Annotated in this window: 12 protein-coding genes; 4 read left to right on the forward strand and 8 right to left on the reverse strand. The window is 36.3% G+C overall.

Annotation, left to right across the window (positions count from 1 at the left end; all coding sequences use genetic code 11):
- Window positions 1-772: 772 nt before the first annotated feature.
- The 4 genes from EKM01_RS00005 (at window position 773) to EKM01_RS00020 (ending at window position 7509) form a co-directional block, all read left to right on the forward strand.
- The gene (locus EKM01_RS00005; protein WP_126766053.1) at window positions 773-2416 is read left to right on the forward strand and encodes an amidase family protein; all 1644 of its coding nucleotides are present in this window, start codon (window positions 773-775) and stop codon (window positions 2414-2416) included.
- Between the two features lie 513 nt (window positions 2417-2929).
- Window positions 2930-6151: a glycosyl hydrolase gene (locus EKM01_RS00010; protein ID WP_126766058.1), complete on the forward strand. Its 3222-nt coding sequence runs from the start codon at window positions 2930-2932 to the stop codon at window positions 6149-6151.
- 294 nt (window positions 6152-6445) lie between these two features.
- The gene (locus tag EKM01_RS00015) at window positions 6446-6835 is read left to right on the forward strand and encodes a Dabb family protein (protein ID WP_126561412.1); all 390 of its coding nucleotides are present in this window, start codon (window positions 6446-6448) and stop codon (window positions 6833-6835) included.
- Window positions 6836-7071: 236 nt separating this feature from the next.
- Window positions 7072-7509 (forward strand): hypothetical protein, encoded by a 438-nt coding sequence (locus EKM01_RS00020; protein WP_126457674.1) that lies wholly within the window; start codon window positions 7072-7074, stop codon window positions 7507-7509.
- Between the two features lie 236 nt (window positions 7510-7745).
- On the opposite strand, the gene EKM01_RS00025 is transcribed toward EKM01_RS00020, so the two are convergent.
- The 8 genes from EKM01_RS00025 to EKM01_RS00060 form a co-directional block, all read right to left on the reverse strand.
- On the reverse strand, window positions 7746-8489 hold the full coding sequence (locus EKM01_RS00025) for a tetratricopeptide repeat protein (RefSeq protein ID WP_126766063.1): 744 nt from the start codon (window positions 8487-8489) through the stop codon (window positions 7746-7748).
- Between the two features lie 73 nt (window positions 8490-8562).
- Window positions 8563-10308: a BatD family protein gene (locus tag EKM01_RS00030; RefSeq protein ID WP_126452129.1), complete on the reverse strand. Its 1746-nt coding sequence runs from the start codon at window positions 10306-10308 to the stop codon at window positions 8563-8565.
- A 20-nt stretch (window positions 10309-10328) separates the two neighbouring features.
- Entirely contained in the window at window positions 10329-11075 is a 747-nt protein-coding gene (locus EKM01_RS00035) for a tetratricopeptide repeat protein (protein WP_126457677.1), read from the reverse strand.
- Between the two features lie 46 nt (window positions 11076-11121).
- Complete coding sequence (locus tag EKM01_RS00040) at window positions 11122-12153, reverse strand: VWA domain-containing protein (protein WP_126457678.1); 1032 nt, start codon at window positions 12151-12153, stop codon at window positions 11122-11124.
- 129 nt (window positions 12154-12282) lie between these two features.
- Entirely contained in the window at window positions 12283-13284 is a 1002-nt protein-coding gene (locus tag EKM01_RS00045; RefSeq protein WP_126766066.1) for a VWA domain-containing protein, read from the reverse strand.
- A complete protein-coding gene (locus tag EKM01_RS00050; protein WP_126766070.1) occupies window positions 13284-14912 on the reverse strand; it encodes a hypothetical protein in 1629 nt (542 codons plus the stop codon). Before EKM01_RS00050 ends, EKM01_RS00045 begins: the two co-directional genes overlap by 1 nt.
- Before the next feature lie 17 nt (window positions 14913-14929).
- On the reverse strand, window positions 14930-15793 hold the full coding sequence (locus EKM01_RS00055; RefSeq protein WP_126766074.1) for a DUF58 domain-containing protein: 864 nt from the start codon (window positions 15791-15793) through the stop codon (window positions 14930-14932).
- Between the two features lie 80 nt (window positions 15794-15873).
- Window positions 15874-16878 carry a MoxR family ATPase gene (locus EKM01_RS00060; RefSeq protein ID WP_126452140.1) on the reverse strand — a complete coding sequence of 335 codons (1005 nt, stop codon included), beginning with the start codon at window positions 16876-16878 and terminating at the stop codon, window positions 15874-15876.
- Between the last annotated feature and the right edge of the window lie 115 nt (window positions 16879-16993).

Consider the following 16993-nt stretch of genomic DNA (forward strand, 5'->3'; position numbering starts at 1 on the left):
TGAAAAAGTAAGTAGTTTTTAATGCTCAATTTTACCCCAAAATTAGGTGGTCAATTTGAACTGGAATAGGGTGGTCAGTTTACTCCGGAACTGGTGGTCAATTTGCACTGGAATTGGGTGGTCAATTTGACCGGTTTTTCCAGCTTAAAACATATAATCTAATTAAATCATGCTTAAATTGGTTCGATAACACAATATCTAGGGGAGCTTTTTAAAAAGACTTTACAGCAATGTAAGGTCTTTTTTGTTTTAAAGCGGTAGTGAAAACGGGACTTTACGGCGATTCAGTAGAGAATAGAGATTTTTTGACTTCTACCAACTTGCCAACTTATTTTGCAAAAAAAGGCACACTATTCGGTACCCATTAAAAATCTCGAGGTACCCATTTTATATTCTGACTTGTCATGCCAATTGTTTAACTCTAAAAAACGGAAACATGAATCAAGAAAAAACTACAATTCTAATGGTGCCTTTTGCCAAAAACCCACCTCCTTTTTTTAAAGAATCCTATCCTGCCTTTACCATAATATTACGCTAATAGTACATTAATTGTATATCTTTGAATTTCGATCACATGACTTATTATTTACAAATAGGTTCGGGAATAAATAAAGACACTTAATGCTGTTTGAACTTGCGGATTTTAATATCTTTTCTTTCGAATATACATCCAACACCTTTTGTTTATAGTTGCTTCGATTAAGTAAATAGTGTAAAAACGAACTAGAACTGACCTAAAAAAAACCAATACATAACCCTAAATTTAGATTTAATGAAGAAAATTCTTTTCCTCTCTCTCTTTTTTATACTGGCTTGTAAGCCAACTCAAAAAACAGTTATTCCGGCATGGGCCCCTTATGACGAAACCGAAGAACTAGCAAAAAATGCTACCAACGCATCAACAAAAATGCAATACAAATTGATCCAGTCAAAAATTCTGGATAAAAACACTATTTGGGAAAACATAGCACAACAGATAGGTGCTTTTTCGGAGGACGATTATCAAAGACTAAAACCTTTAATCTTAGAACAAAACATTCCCACCATTCAATCCCATATTCAATCTGGCAGCCTTAGCTATGAAACACTGACGCAGTGGTATTTATACAGAATTGTCAAATATGAAAATGATAAAGATAAGATGCTAAATGCAATTGTAGCTATTAACCCTGAAGCAGTTAATGAAGCACGAAAGAGAGATAAAAACAAATCCAATCACGACCATCCAATTTACGGCATACCAATACTTGTAAAAGACAATACAAACGTAAAGGGCATGCCTACCACCGCAGGAACACATTTGTTACGAAACAATACCGCTGCAGATGCATTTATAATTACCCAAATAAAAGATAAAGGTGCTATTGTTTTAGGTAAAACAAACTTAAGCGAATGGGCTAATTTCCTTTTCCTGACTGGTCCTAATGGCTATAGTGCAGTAGGAGGGCAAACGCTTAATCCCTATGGACGGAAAATATTTGACACTGGTGGTTCGAGCTCAGGAAGTGGTGCTGCGGTAGCCGCCAATTATGCAGCGGCAGCAGTGGGAACTGAAACTTCAGGTTCTATTCTTTCTCCTTCGTGGCAAAATTCAATTATTGGTCTAAAACCAACTACTGGTTTATTGAGCCGAACGGGTATTATTCCAATCTCAAGTACATTAGACACGCCTGGGCCAATGACAAAAAATGTTACTGATAGTGGAATCCTTCTTTCGGCTATGAGTGGAGAAGACAATAATGATCCTGCAACCAAGAACAATCCAAAAAACATAAAGTACCTCGATGATCTAAAGTCGGGAACGCTGCAAGGATTACGATTTGGTGCCATTAAAAACTTTTTAGGAGATTCAATTTATAAGCAGAGTATCAATACCATAATTAAGTTAGGTGGTATAGTCGTTGAATATGATCCAGAACCAATGAACTTCGACGGTTTTGGCACCATACTTAGTGCCGACATGAAAGTTGATCTTCCTAATTATTTGAATAAATATGCATCAAATGAACTTACTATCCGCTCTATTGCTGACATTATAGCGTACAATAAAAATGATTCGATACTAAAAATTCCCTACGGACAAGGACGTTTTGAACAAATGCTAGCCGAAAACACTACTGAAGCAGAATTACTGCAAATAAAGGCCAAAATCAAAAAAGAAGGAGTCAATTTTTTTGAAAAACCGATGGTAAAATACCAACTCGACGCTATCTTATCCATAAACAATAATAACGCCGGTCATGCCGCTGCGGCCAACTACCCTTGCCTTACTATTCCTATGGGCTACAAAACAACGGGAGAGCCATGGGGTCTTACATTTATAGCCAGACCGTATCATGAAGACAGCCTTTTAAAAATGGGATTTGCCTTTGAAAAAGCAACAAAAATTCGAAAATTACCGCAAGACTATAAATAGATTTAAAAGATTAAAATTAAAAATACCCGCATCTATTAAATCACTTGTACGTTGGTTACAACTTTAATTTAAAGCAAGAAGATGCAAAACAAAATTGATATTGAAAACCTAATACAGAATCCTCAAATTTCAATGAGATTACTTGAAAACCTATAAAAAGTTAATCATCGAATAAATCACCCGAACTAGCCTCAATAGCTATCGGTAGAACCTTTTTAAAAAAGACTTTACAGCAATGTAAGGTCTTTTTTGTTTTAAATTCACAATGAAATTAAGACATTACCTAGTTCAAAGATAGAAATAGGAAAATTTGTTGATAACCATTTTAACTTGGTTACAAATCTGTGCTTCCATGCAACGCCGTTTAACAACTACAATTACTACTAAATTAATTCTTATATTTGATAAATAACTAGGTATGTGTTTTTCCAATATGCAGTGTTTAAAACTAAAAATGGCAAATCCTTATTGAAGTTTAAAATTTAACAACCACTAACCAATCTATTAAAACCTATGAACCAAACTTATTTTAAAAGAATTAACTTTAGTATCGTTCTTGTCTTTTTTATAACACTTTCCACTAGCTTAGGCTATGCTCAAAAAAAGAATGTAAAAAACAAAACAACTTCAAATTTTGTCTCAGATAGCGTATTTAATGCGCTTAAATGGAGAAATATCGGACCTTTTCGATCGGGAAGATCACTTGCGGTAGCAGGACATGCCAACCATCCTTTGACGTATTATTTTGGTTCAACAGGAGGTGGCGTTTGGAAAACAATTGATGGAGGAAATGAATGGTTTCCTATTTCTGATAGTATTTTTAAATCATCTGCTGTAGGTGCAATTACAGTTGCTCCATCTGATGCGAATGTAGTATATGTAGGAATGGGCGAAGCGGATATGCGATCCAATATCTCTTTTGGTGACGGAATGTATAAATCTGTAAACGGCGGAAAAACTTGGTCAAAATCTGGCCTCGATAAAGCGGATGCAATTGCTAATATTGAAGTACACCCTTCTGATGCTAACATCGTTTTTGTTGCAGCAATGGGAAATCCTTTTAAATCTAATCCGGAACGCGGTGTTTACCGATCAAAAGATGGTGGAAAAACATGGCAATTAGTTCTTTCTAAAGATGAAAAAACAGGCGCTATGTGTGTTCGTATCGATCCTACCAATCCTAGAATTGTTTACGCAACGCTTTGGGAAGGATATCGTAACGGTCATTCTATGTCATCAGGAGGAAAAGGATCTGGAATGTACAAATCTATTGATGGCGGTGATACTTGGAAATCGCTTAACGAAAAACCAGGAATGCCAATTGGAATCCTCGGAAAAATGGGAATCGCTGTGTCTCCAATAAATTCGAATCGCTTGTATGCTTTGATCGAAAATACAAAAGGCGGACTGTATCGATCTGACGATGCAGGCGAGCACTGGGAATTGATTAATGAAGATAAAAATCTTTGGCAAAGACCATGGTATTACATGAATTTACAAACCGATCCTAAAAACGAAAATGGATTAATTGTATTAAATGTAGATGCTTGGAAAACTAGCGATGGCGGTAAAAGCTTTAAAAAAATAAATGTCCGACACGGAGATACGCATGATGTATGGATTAATCCTTTAAACCCAGATAACTTTATCATTGGTGATGATGGTGGTGGAGAAGTTACCTTTAATGGTGGGGAAACCTTCACGGAACTAGATACGCCAACCGCTCAATTTTATCATGTATCAGTAGACAATGAATTTCCGTATAATATCTATGGAGCTCAGCAGGACAATTCTTCCATTCGGATTGCTTCTAGAACTAGTGGCAATAGTATAGGTCCTGAATCTTGGTACGCCGTTGCGGGTGGCGAAGCAGGATACATCGAGGCAGATCCAACGAATGCTGACATTACATACGGTGGCGAGTACGACGGTCAATTGAGTTCTTACAACAAAAAAACAGGCCAAGGAAAAGATATCTCTCCGTATCCAGAATCGAATATTGGGGCTCCTTCAAGTGCTAAAAAATACCGTTTTCAATGGACGTACCCAATTGTTTTTTCGCCTCACAACCCAAAAAGAATGTATGTTACCTCTCAGGTAGTACACGTGACGGAAGATCAAGGTCATTCATTTGAAATTATAAGTCCTGATTTATCTCGAAATGATCCAAAAACTACAGGAGAAACGGGCGGACCAATAACTAAGGATCAAACAGGAGCGGAAGTATACGCTACTATATTCACCCTCTCAGAATCACCGCTAGAAAAAGGGGTAATTTGGACCGGATCTGATGACGGTTTAGTACATATCACTAAAAACAATGGAGCAAAATGGGAGAATATCTCATTACCAACAACAGTATTGCCTGACTTTTCTTTGATTAGTATGATTCACACTTCAGAACACGAAAAAGGAAAAGCATATTTAACAGCCAATAAATACATGTACGGCGATCGTACACCGTATATGTTCAAAACGGTTGATTATGGAAAAAGTTGGACTAAAATAACCAATGGAATTCCATCTGATGAATATTGCAGAGTATTGCGTGAAGATCCTAACAAACCTGGATTACTGTTTGCTGGAACTGAGCGAGGCGTTTATGTTTCTTTCAACGATGGAGATTCTTGGCAAAAACTAAACTTGAATTTACCGGTTACTCCTATCCGAGATTTAAGAATTCAAAAAAGAGAAAAGGATTTAATCGTTGCAACCCACGGCCGATCTTTTTGGGTATTAGATGATATTACACCGCTTTATGAAATAAAAGACAAAACAGCAAAAGGAGACAAACACCTTTTCAAACCGCGTCCTGCTTATAGAATGCAAGGCGGACAAAGCGATGACATGAGTTCAGGAACTAATGCCCCAAATGGAGTAATTGTACGTTACTTTTTCAAAAAGAAACCTTCAACTGAGATAAAATTACAGTTTCTAACACTCAAAGGAGATACGATAAATACCTACTCTTCAACCAAAGACATGAAGGGTGAACCGATGAAAATTTCCAAGGAATTTTATCAAGATCCAAAAAAAGAGCAAGCGGGTTTCATCACCGCAAAAGCAGGTATGAACTCCTTTGTATGGAATATGCGCTATCCTAATGCCACTGCAGTTGACGGAACTAATGTAATGTGGGCAGGGTCAGGTGTAGGTGCAAAAGTAGTACCGGGATCTTATATTGTTCGGTTAATTGAAGACAAAACCATTATTGCAGAGGCAGCTGTTGAAATCAAACTTGATCCTCGAATGACCGCGAGTGATGCTGATTTAAAAGAGCAATTTGACTTGCACCAAAAAGTAAATAAAAAAGTCAATGAAGCTCATCTCGCGATTAACCAATTGCGAAAAATACGCACGCAAATTAATGGATACATAGCTACTGTAAAAGATACTGTGGCAGTCAATCAAATGAAAAAAATGACGAAATCGACTCTGGAAAATTTGGATAAAATTGAGTCATCATTAATGCAGCCAAAAGCTAAAGCACCACAAGATGTGTTAGCTTTCCCAATTCAATTGAACGATAAAATGGCTGGATTAGGATCCAATATTTCGTCATCGGAATCAAAACCAACCCGAAATGCTTATGTTGTTTATGAAGATTTAGCTATGAAAATAGATGCCGAACTCCAGAAAATAAAAGATATCGTGGATAACGATGTCAAGAAATTTAATGCTTTTGTAATGAAACAGCAAATTCCTGCCATTATTTTAGATAAGGAAATAAAATAATTAGATCGTATCAATCTTGTCAAATGGAGCGCAGTCGAGATTTAACTGCTAATCTGTCCCGAGGGGCGAGCCCAAGAGAGGAGCTTTTTAAAAAGACTTTACAGCAATGTAAGGTCTTTTTTGTTTTAAGGCTTTAGTGAAAGCCGGGCTTCATGGTGATTAATGAGAAAAACTATCTTGTTTTGCAAAAACCGTTCTGTTTCAGAAACAGCAGTCATTCTCCTTTTAAAATTTGAGATAAATAGTGATCCTATTCTATTTTTAATTTAGATATTTACATTTAAAATTAATCAGATGATACGAAGACAGTTTATTGGTTCGGCAGCTTTAGTAGGTATTGCAGGTGCTTTTGGATTCACAAAACACTCCAATGAAAAAAATTTAATACACCATGTGTTTTTTTGGTTAAAGAACCCCCAATCGGAAGAAGATAAACAGCAATTGATTTCCGGCTTGAAAACTTTAGCAGCAATTCCAACGGTTCGCCAATTTCATTTGGGTATATTAGCTTCTACGGAAAAACGGGAAGTAGTAGACACTTCTTGGGACGTTTCAGAGCTGTTGTTTTTTGATGATGAAGCGGGTCAAAAAATATATCAGGACCACCCTATTCATCAGGATTTTGTAAAAAACTGTTCCCATCTTTGGGAGAAAGTTTTGGTTTATGATGCAATAGACTTATAGGCCTTGAATCTTGAGATATTAGATCAAATACTTTTACCATAATTAAGAGATTCTAAACAAAAATTAATGAATTCTTATTTTTTTCAGCCATTACAATTTTCTACTTTACCATTTTTGCAATAATCTTTTTTGCTTGATTTGAATTACCCCAGCTTGCGATTTCGTGCAAAACAGGCATTAAGCTTTTCACTTTAGCAAATGAAAATGTAATTCCAGATTTAGATATTGGAAATTATTTGAATAACATTCGTCGGGAAAAATTATTTATTGTTGAGCAAAAACTTGTTGATGGCAAAATTTTTGAAATAGAAAGATCATATTATTTAGCAGAAGTAGAAATTGGAAATAAAGTATCTATAAACAATGAGGTTATTAAAGACGGCTCATATCAAATAAGCAACGAAAAAAAAATATATGAAGTCAAAAACAATACAATAATACAGATTTTTACAGTTAACATTTACAAAACTTCTTCTGAAACAGAAATTACAGTACATCAAAAAAATTACTGGGAGATATCAAAAGATGATAGCGTTTTTATAAACTCTGAAATTGCAGAAAGTCAATCATTAAAACTTACGAAAGGGACAGTTTTATTAGTTCATGATGGTAAAATTAACCAAATAAAATGGAAAACAATTTTTCATAATTTACTGTATTTATTTCTGCATTAAATTCTTACTAAGCTTCAGAGTAAATTGGGCATTTAATCGCAATAATACTTATGTCATGGGGTGATTATGTTTTTAAAGTTTCAATATAAAAACATGAGACAAATATTAAATGCCAACTGTAGAATTTGCAATTTTGAAACTGATTTTAAATATGGTGGCGGTCAGTTTAATTACCATGAAAACCACCCTGTTCCTGCTATAAATAAAGAAACTGGACAATTTGAAACCGTGAACTATTATTTCACTTCCTTAATTGCACTGCTCTCTATCCAGCCTTCGGTTCCATCCGTTAGTTGCACTTTTTTCCATTTTTCGATGACTTCCTTCACATAAACTTTAGTTCCTTCATGCAGCACAAAAATAGATTTACCGCCATTTCTGGGTTCGCTTTTCACATTCGCCATTTCGGCAAAAACAATGGCTGGTTTTTCGGTATCAAAATGACTTTTCTCAATAATAGCTGCGACCAGCGTCATTAGTAAAAGAAAAACAGCCAGAAACATTCCAAAAAAGAAAATCCGTTTAGGAAGTGTTCTTTGTAAAAAATAGTACCCGATAAAAAACAACAAAAAAGCGGCAGCCAATCCTACAGAAACCCATCCCCAGGTATTATAATGATAAATTCCCGTGAAATCACGAACTAATTTTGCAAAACCTACTTTTGGGATTACTTTAATTTCATCAATTGTTCTTTTTTGAGCGAATTTCAGGTTGTTTATACTTCCTTGATCGTTTGGATTGAGCACTAATGCTTTTTCATAATTGTAGATCGAAGGCGCAACCTGATTCAATTTATAATAGGCATTTCCTAAATTAAAATACAATTCCGAAGAGTACTGCTGGGCTTTCAAAACACTTTCATAGGCAGCCACGGCTTCAGTGTACTTTGCCTTTTCATAATACGCATTCCCTTTTTCAAAGCCGTTTTGGGCAAAGAAAAACTGAGTTGAAAGTAAAAGTATGTATAGTATATTTTTCATCATTATCTTTTTTTGCAACGAGGGCACAAAGGCTCAAAGTGTATTTACTCAAAAATTAATTTTAGTACTTTTATTAAGCAATCTGTTTTTCCAACGCAGCGATGATATAAACTGCTTTATCAAAATCCTGTTGTATTGTAACACTGGATGAAGGTGCATAACGAGCCACTTCACAATTTTCAGTAAGCGCAATAAAATCGTTTACAGCTTCTGGTTTTGCATTTCGGGACAACAATAATTCCTGAATATTATTCTTGCTCATTTCAGAGGTTTCAATGTGTAATTTTGCCTTCAGGAAATTATGCATCGCTTTCTCCAGTGCAATGTAAAACAGTTCTTTGTTATTGATTTGTTTCTTGGCCACTGATAAATATTTCTTGGCCAGTCTATTATTCATTCGGATTCTGTTTCCGGAAATATCGCCATCCATAGCTTCCTTTTTCTTTTTGAATAACACAATTATTGGAACCAATAAAAAAGGCAGTACTAACAATCCAATAAACAAATTCGATCCAAAGAAATCCTCTTTATCAATGGTAACCAGATTGGTTTTTGACTTGATCGTTTTAAATTCTTCAACCGCTGCAATTTTATTTTTATTTCCAGCTGTAGCAGAAGAATCTGCCGGAGAAGGGCCATCAAGAATATGGATCATAATCTCTGGAGAACGGAGTGTTTTATACGTACGGGAATCCAAATCAAAATAAGAAAACAGCATTGGTTTTACCGGATAATTTCCTCTGTATTGCGGAATTATAGTATAACTGTCTGACATTTTTCCGCTCATACCGGAAAGTGGTGTACTGATGTCTTCGCTGTGAACGGCATCATACATTTCCAGGGCATTTGGCACAACTGGTTTTGGCAAACTGAACAATTTTAGATTCCCTTTTCCGGTTACGCTGACAACAAGATCCAGACTTTCTCCGTTTTTTAAATCGGTTTTAGACGGTGTGACTTTGAAGTCGAAACTTCCAACCGCTCCGGTAAAATTTTCTGGTTTTCCAGACTCGGGTAGTGGTTTAACGGTAATGGTTTTGGCTCCGGCCGAAACTCTTTGGGTCGTTTCCGTTAGTACCATTCGACCAAACATATCCCTTTGGTTCGTTGGTAACTGTACATCAACTGCTAATGATAAGGGTTCGATCTTAAGTTTTCCTGATTTTTGCGGATATAGCACTACTTTTTTTAGCACGATATAGCGATAATTTTGGCCTTTAAACATCCCCTCTTCGGCAGCAAGCTGTTTTATTTCAATATTTTGACTCCAAAAATCATTGTATTTTGGCTTGGTCAGTTCTCCTAAATTTGAGATGCCAATATTTGCAAAATACAATTTGTACACGACCGTAATGGGTTCGTTGATGTACGGATTTGTTTTAGACACATCGGCAACAAGATATAAGTTTTCATCCGCAGACACTTGTGAATCGTTTGGATCTCTGGGTTGTTGCGTAGCCTCAGTAACATTGATTTTTACTGGTGCTGTCTTATAAATTTGACCATTAAACTCTATGGCTGCCTGCTTGATAACCAAGGTTCCTTTTTGATTTGGCAAAAGAATATATGAATAGACTTTCTCAAAAGAACTTCTCCCGTTTACCCAGGACTGACTTACTTGCTGGCTGGGCCCGGCAACAATTCTAAATCCTTCAAATGAAGGCTTCACAAAATTATCCCCATCTACATTCATCATAAAATCAATACGCAACCTCTCATTTAAGCCCAACGTACTTTTGCTGACTTTGGCCTCAAACTGAACCTGAGCATTAAGGGAGCTGCACACCAATAAAACGATTGCTGCTATATATTTTTTCATTTTCAAACTGTCTAATTGAATTACCAATCCTTCTCTGTTTTAACTGGTTTTCCTTTTACTTTCTGGGCATTCACCTTATCCTGAACCTTCTTTTCTTCTCTATTTACAGCATCTAGTAAATTTTCCAGACGTTGTTTGGAGATACCCCCAGGTGCTGGTTTTGGCTCCCCATTTTCATTGGGTTTTGGCTCATTTTTATCTTTGTCCTGATCGCCTTTATCGTCTTTTTTATCGTCCTCTTTTTTGTCTTTCTTCTCGTCCTTTTTATCGTCTTTCTTGTCTTTATCTTTCTTGTCGTCTTTTTTCTTGTCATCCTTTGGCGGATTGTCTTTCAGCATTTTTTTGGCCAAAGCAAAATTATAACGGGTTTCCTCATCGGTTGGGTCATTTCGCAAGGCGTTTTTATACGCTTCTACCGCCTGAGTATAATCCTTTTCATTCATGAATACGTTTCCCAAATTATGCAGGGCTCTGTGTTTTTGAGGTCTCGTTTTTGAATTTTTAAATGCTTTGGCGTACGCAAATTTGGCTTCTCCAGACTGCTTTTGCTTGTAAATACTATTTCCAAGATTGAAGGACGCAGCGGTACTATTAGGGAATTTTGAATCCGAAATTCTGTAATTAGCCTCTGCCTCTGCGAATTTGTTTTCCGCATATTCTGCATTTGCTTTAGGCAAAATTCGGTCTTTTTGTTGTGCGTACAAACCGGCCGTTCCGCAGAAAGCAATCATTAAAAAAGCAATTATGATAATTTTAAATCTTTTCATTTATTGTATCTATAAATCCAGAAGGCTAAGAACCTTTAGGAAATAATTATTTATTTTCGTTAAATAAATTCAATTTCTTAACCCAGTTTGTTTTTCTCTCCAACAGAAAGACATCTACAAATAACAGCAAGAAGGCAAACCCCAAAAACCATTGAAATTGCGATTGAAAATCCGCCATTTCCGTCGCTTCAAATTCGGTTTTTTGAATATTATTCAATGCATTTTTTACATATTCAAGCACTTCTTTGGTATTATTTCCGTTTACATAACCCCCTTTTGTGGCTTTAGCAATCGCTGTCAGACTTTCTGGAACCAACTTCGTTATAACCACTTGGTTGTTATTGTCTTTCTTGAAACCTTCAATAATTCCATTTCTTTTCAATGGGATTGTACCTCCTTTTTCAGTTCCAACACCAATTGTAATAATTTTAATTCCCAACTTATTGGCTTCTTCAGCCGCTTCTTCAGCACCTTCATTATGGTCTTCACCATCCGAAATCATGATCAATAACTTACTCGTTTTTTTATCATCAAAATAGGTTGACGATAATTTGATTGCCTCGTTGAACGATGTTCCTACGGAGGAAACCATATCAGTATTCATGCTTTGCAAAAACATTTTTGCAACGCTGTAATCCGTAGTGATGGGCAATACCGGAAAAGCACTTCCGGCATACGCCACAATACCTATTCTATCGCTTCCTAGCTGGTTGATGATTTGTGAGACAATTTGCTTGCTTTTGTCCAATCGATTGGGCGCAACATCTTCGGCCAGCATACTTTTAGAAACATCCATTGCAAAAACAATGTCAATCCCTTCCCGTTTTACGGTTTCCATCTTGGTGCCAATCTTTGGGTTTACCAAAGCAAAAATCAGCCCAAGAAAAGCTAAAATCAGCACGACTATTTTTAATACTGGCTTAAAAACGGAACTTTCCGGACTTAATTTTTTTACCATTTCTAAATCTCCAAACTCGCGCTGTTTCTTTCTTTTCCAATATAAATTGGCCAGAAAAACCAACACTAAAAGAGGCAGTATAAAAAGAAGGTATAAATATTTTTTTTCGTCTAATTCCATTTTTAATTTTAGATTTATGAATTTTGATCTTAGATTTTTACCCTAAATCAAAATTCTAAACTTGGTCATTCTAATTCCAATATTCTAGTTCGTGCTCCCTTCCCTTCGGGGAGGGCTGGGGTGGGGATTTTATATAAAGCTTTTAAAAACTGTATTCCTTAGTCCTACTTCCAGCAACAACAAAAAACCGGCAAACCATATAAAAGGCCTGAATTTTTCATCGTAATCATAGAATTTTAATTCTTCTATTTCTGTAGTTTCCAGTTTATTGATGGAGGCATAAATTTCGGCCAGCTTGCTATTGCTGGTGGCTCTAAAATATTTTCCGTCCGTTTTTCTGGCAATACTTTTCATTAATTGTTCGTCGATTTCCACTTTCATCATTTGGAATAAAAACGTTCCATTAGGTGCTATTTTATAGGGAAACATGGCCATTCCGTTAGTTCCAATTCCTACTGTGTATACTTTTATTCCATATTGCTTGGCGATGTCTGAGGCTGTTTCCGGCTCAATGAATCCAGCATTATTCACACCATCTGTCAAAAGAATAATGACTTTACTTTTGGCTTTACTGTCTTTTAATCGGTTTACGGCAGTGGCTAATCCCATCCCGATTCCGGTTCCGTCCTGCAAAACAGTATCGTATTTTATACTGCTAATCGCATTCAGGATTACTGCTTTATCGCTGGTCACCGGTGTTTTTGTGTACGCTTCCGAGGCATACACCACTAATCCTATTCTGTCATTTGGTCGTTCTTCAACAAAATCAGCTGCGACTCTTTTCAATGCTTCCATTCGGTTTGGTTTCAAATCTTTGGCCAGCATACTTCCAGAAACATCTATTGCCATAACAATATCAATTCCTTTAGTTGTTTTTGTTCTACTGCTTACATCCACCGTTCTTGGCCTGGCCATGGCAACAATTAAAGAACACAATGCTAAAACCCGTAATACATTCAACAGTGGCTTTAACTTTGTCAAATACGACTCTGCGCCTTTAAATCCTGCTATAGAACTAATTTTTAATGTTGCGATCTGTTCGTTTTTTGTCCAAAGCAACCAGGCAATCACAACTGGAATCAGTAGAAACAGCCAAAAAAATTCTGGGTTCAAAAAAGTTATTTTATCCATTATTTACTTGCTTGTTTTAATTCGACCGAGTTCAAAACTCGTTCTGAGATTTCATTGCCATAGGTATCTCCTTCTTCATGAAAAAGTAAAATTTGTTGTAATCCACCTTCCTGACTGAACAATACTGCTTCATAGTACATTTTTACACCTGTCGCATCACCGCCATCAACTTGGGAAAAAGTGCCGTAGGCTTTAATACCTTTGACCCCTTCTTTGGTTTCAAATTCTTCTTGTTTAACAATCATATTTTGAGCTCCTTGGGATTCTAATGATTGCAATATCCCGTCCATCGATTTAGCCAAATCAATTTGCGTTTCTGCTTTGAATTTTAACGTAGAAACCATCACATAAAAACGATCTAAAACACTACCATACACAAACGATTGCATCTCTTTGATCAATGCCATTCCATTTTTAGGAAGCGTTTTTGTCAGATCTATTCTCTTGAGTACTTTTGGTGTTTCTATGATAATTCCTGGATTTCCATATTCACTTTTTACCCATTCGCCTTCTAACAATTCTTTTGTAGGATGACCAATGATATTGTCTTTCACATAACTAAACCCTTTGGTAACAATAAAAAAAATGGTGGTCGCCGCCAATAAAAAAAGTACAATAGCGCTGGCCGTAAGAATCCGTTTATTTCTTTGTTTGCGCAACTGAATTTGAATTTGTTTTTGTCTTTGTGCTTCATTCAACAGTGTCTCTTCTGCTTCTGGAACTTCCAGCGGAATGGAGCTGTCCAGGGTTAAAATTGCTTTTTGAATTTTATTTCGGTCTTCGGTTATTTCAAAATCCAATGGTTTCGATTTGGCAAATTTCACTAAATCGGCTTGTTTCAAAACACGCTCCAGATTTTCGATAATTTCCTTCGAAAGCGTCATTTTCTTTTTGACAGAAGCCGCTCTAAGTCCAAGAATCAGCTCTGATGTAGTACTTTCCATGGCTGGAATTTCTATGGCTTCTTCAATATAATTTCGGGCAATATCAGTCAATTCGCTGTAATAGGCTTTGACTTCTCCTTTTTGCCAAAGTTCTTTTTTCTCCAAAGAATCCAGCAAACTAGTCGCTCTTTCTATAGGCGTTTTATAAATTTCTTTGTGTAGTTTTTTCTCTTGTCGTTTTTTAATAAACCAATAAATACACGCTCCTATACCACCAATCAAAGCAACAATCAGCAGGTATTTCCACCAATCTCCAATTGAATTATCCGCAGGAGCAATGTCCTTGATGTCGTACATTTTTTGTTTCAAAGTATCCACTTGAACGTTCGCTACCTCAACCAAAAGCGAATCCGTAAAAAACGGTTTGCTGTTGATAAAAATCTTAATACTTGGAACCACATATCTGCCAGAATCAAATTGGGTCAACCCGTATTTCTTGATTAATTCATAACGGCCATCCATTTTGACCGTATCAATAGGATACGACTGAATCACCTCTAAAGCGCCAAGGTTTTTTAAGTTTGGAAAAATGACCTTAGACGAAGTATCAACAGTAGTTTTTATAGATAATTTAAATTCGGCACCAATTTTATTTTTAATTGTATCAATACTTGTGACTACTTGCTTTTGTTGTGCAAAAACAGCCGTAGAAAGCAGCAATAGTAGGTATAATTGTTTTTTCATCTTTTATTATTGAACCCTTATCTCGATTTAAAATAACTCAGCAATTTAGTCACATAACTTTCATCAACTCTTGTGTTTACCACACCTGAACCTGATTTACTGAATGTTTCTTTAAAATAGGTTACTTTATTATGGTACTGTTTTTCATAATTCATTCGCACTGCTTTCGAGCTGGTATTTATCAATTCAATTGCTCCGGTTTCGGCATCAAGCATAGAAACCATCCCTAAATTTGGCATTTTTTCTTCCCGAATGTCGTACACTCGAATCCCAGTTATATCGTGTTTTTTAGAGGCTATTTTTAATGTATGTTCATACTCTTCCGACATGAAATCAGAAATTACAAACACAATAGCTTTCTTTTTCTGGGTTCCCGATAAAAATTTTAAGGCTTGGTCAAGATCTGTTTTACGGCTTTTAGGCTGAAATTCGATCAATTCCCTGATGATGCGCAATACATGCGATCTTCCCTTTTTTGGCGGAATATACAATTCGATTGCGTCAGAAAACAAAATTAAACCTATTTTATCATTGTTTTGTGTGGCTGAAAAAGCCATTGTTGCCGCAATCTCCGTAACAATATCTTTCTTGAATTGATTTTTCGAACCAAAACTTTCTGATCCTGATATATCCACCATCAACATCATGGTCAATTCCCGTTCTTCCTCAAACACTTTTACGTGCGCTTCATTATATCGCGCCGTAACATTCCAATCAATAGCACGAATATCATCTCCAAACTGGTATTGACGCACCTCGCTGAACGTCATTCCGCGCCCTTTAAAAGATGTGTGGTATTCCCCCGAAAAGATGTGATCGCTCAATCTTCGGGTTTTGATTTCTATTTTTCGTACTTTTTTTAAGAGGTCTTTTGTATCCATTTCTTTGGTAATTAGTGAGAAGTGAGTGGTGAGTAGCAACCAAAAAAGGCTAATTACTATTCACTTTTTACTATTCACTTTTATGGTACTTCTATTTCGTTTACAATTTTGTTAATAATATCAACCGAAGTAATGTTTTCGGCTTCTGCTTCGTAGGTAACACCAATTCTGTGACGCAATACATCATGCACTACCGCCCGAACATCTTCTGGAATTACATAACCGCGACGTTTGATAAAAGCGTAACATTTTGCAGCATTTGCTAAATTGATGCTTCCTCGAGGAGATGCTCCAAAACTGATTAACGGTTTCAAATCAGCCAATTTGTATTTCTCCGGGTACCGTGTGGCAAAAACGATATCCAGAATGTATTTCTCTATTTTTTCATCCATGTATACTTCCCGAACGGCTTCCTGTGCGCGCAAGATTTGCTCTACTGAAACTACTGGATTAACTTTTTCATAACTCCCTTTCAGGTTCTGGCGAACAATCAAACGTTCGTCTTCCATTTTTGGGTAATCAATAACCGTTTTCAACATAAAACGATCCACCTGGGCTTCAGGCAATTGGTACGTTCCTTCTTGTTCAATAGGATTTTGAGTAGCCAAAACCAAGAATGGACGGTCTAGTTTGAAAGTAGTGTCTCCAATAGTTACTTGCTTTTCCTGCATGGCTTCCAGTAAGGCGGATTGTACTTTGGCAGGTGCACGATTTATCTCATCCGCAAGGACGAAATTAGCAAAAATTGGTCCTTTTTTTATCGAAAACTCATTTTGTTTAATATTGTAAATCATTGTTCCCACAACATCCGCAGGCAATAAATCCGGCGTAAATTGTATTCTGCTGAAAGAACCATGTACGGCTTGTGAAAGCGTATTGATCGCTAATGTTTTTGCTAATCCGGGAACTCCTTCTAATAAAATATGACCCTGACCCAAAAGTCCAATCAACAAACGCTCCACCATGTGCTTTTGACCTACAATAACCTTGTTCATTTCCATTGTGAGAAGGTCTATAAAAGCACTCTCTCTTTCAATTTTTTCATTGATTGCTCTGATGTCTAAAGCCGCTGTATTTTCTTCCATTTTATTATTTTTAAAACCTTGAATTTAATGTCGTCGTTTTGAAGGTGCAAATTGAATTTTTTTTTAGAAGTAAGATGTTAAAAAATGGTTAAAACTTCGACAAAAGACTTAATTT

It is taken from the genome of Flavobacterium sp. RSP46 (assembly GCF_003984825.1).
GTDB lineage: Bacteria > Bacteroidota > Bacteroidia > Flavobacteriales > Flavobacteriaceae > Flavobacterium.

What these genes read in the sequence shown, in the direction of transcription:
- EKM01_RS00025 (WP_126766063.1), bottom strand. Translation starts at nt 8,489, where the DNA reads ATGAAAAATATACTATACATACTTTTACTTTCAACTCAGTTTTTCTTT.
- EKM01_RS00045 (WP_126766066.1), bottom strand. Translation starts at nt 13,284, where the DNA reads ATGGATAAAATAACTTTTTTGAACCCAGAATTTTTTTGGCTGTTTCTA.
- EKM01_RS00050 (WP_126766070.1), bottom strand. Translation starts at nt 14,912, where the DNA reads ATGAAAAAACAATTATACCTACTATTGCTGCTTTCTACGGCTGTTTTT.
- EKM01_RS00060 (WP_126452140.1), bottom strand. Translation starts at nt 16,878, where the DNA reads ATGGAAGAAAATACAGCGGCTTTAGACATCAGAGCAATCAATGAAAAA.
- EKM01_RS00015 (WP_126561412.1), top strand. Translation starts at nt 6,446, where the DNA reads ATGATACGAAGACAGTTTATTGGTTCGGCAGCTTTAGTAGGTATTGCA.
- EKM01_RS00055 (WP_126766074.1), bottom strand. Translation starts at nt 15,793, where the DNA reads ATGGATACAAAAGACCTCTTAAAAAAAGTACGAAAAATAGAAATCAAA.
- EKM01_RS00005 (WP_126766053.1), top strand. Translation starts at nt 773, where the DNA reads ATGAAGAAAATTCTTTTCCTCTCTCTCTTTTTTATACTGGCTTGTAAG.
- EKM01_RS00035 (WP_126457677.1), bottom strand. Translation starts at nt 11,075, where the DNA reads ATGAAAAGATTTAAAATTATCATAATTGCTTTTTTAATGATTGCTTTC.
- EKM01_RS00010 (WP_126766058.1), top strand. Translation starts at nt 2,930, where the DNA reads ATGAACCAAACTTATTTTAAAAGAATTAACTTTAGTATCGTTCTTGTC.
- EKM01_RS00030 (WP_126452129.1), bottom strand. Translation starts at nt 10,308, where the DNA reads ATGAAAAAATATATAGCAGCAATCGTTTTATTGGTGTGCAGCTCCCTT.
- EKM01_RS00040 (WP_126457678.1), bottom strand. Translation starts at nt 12,153, where the DNA reads ATGGAATTAGACGAAAAAAAATATTTATACCTTCTTTTTATACTGCCT.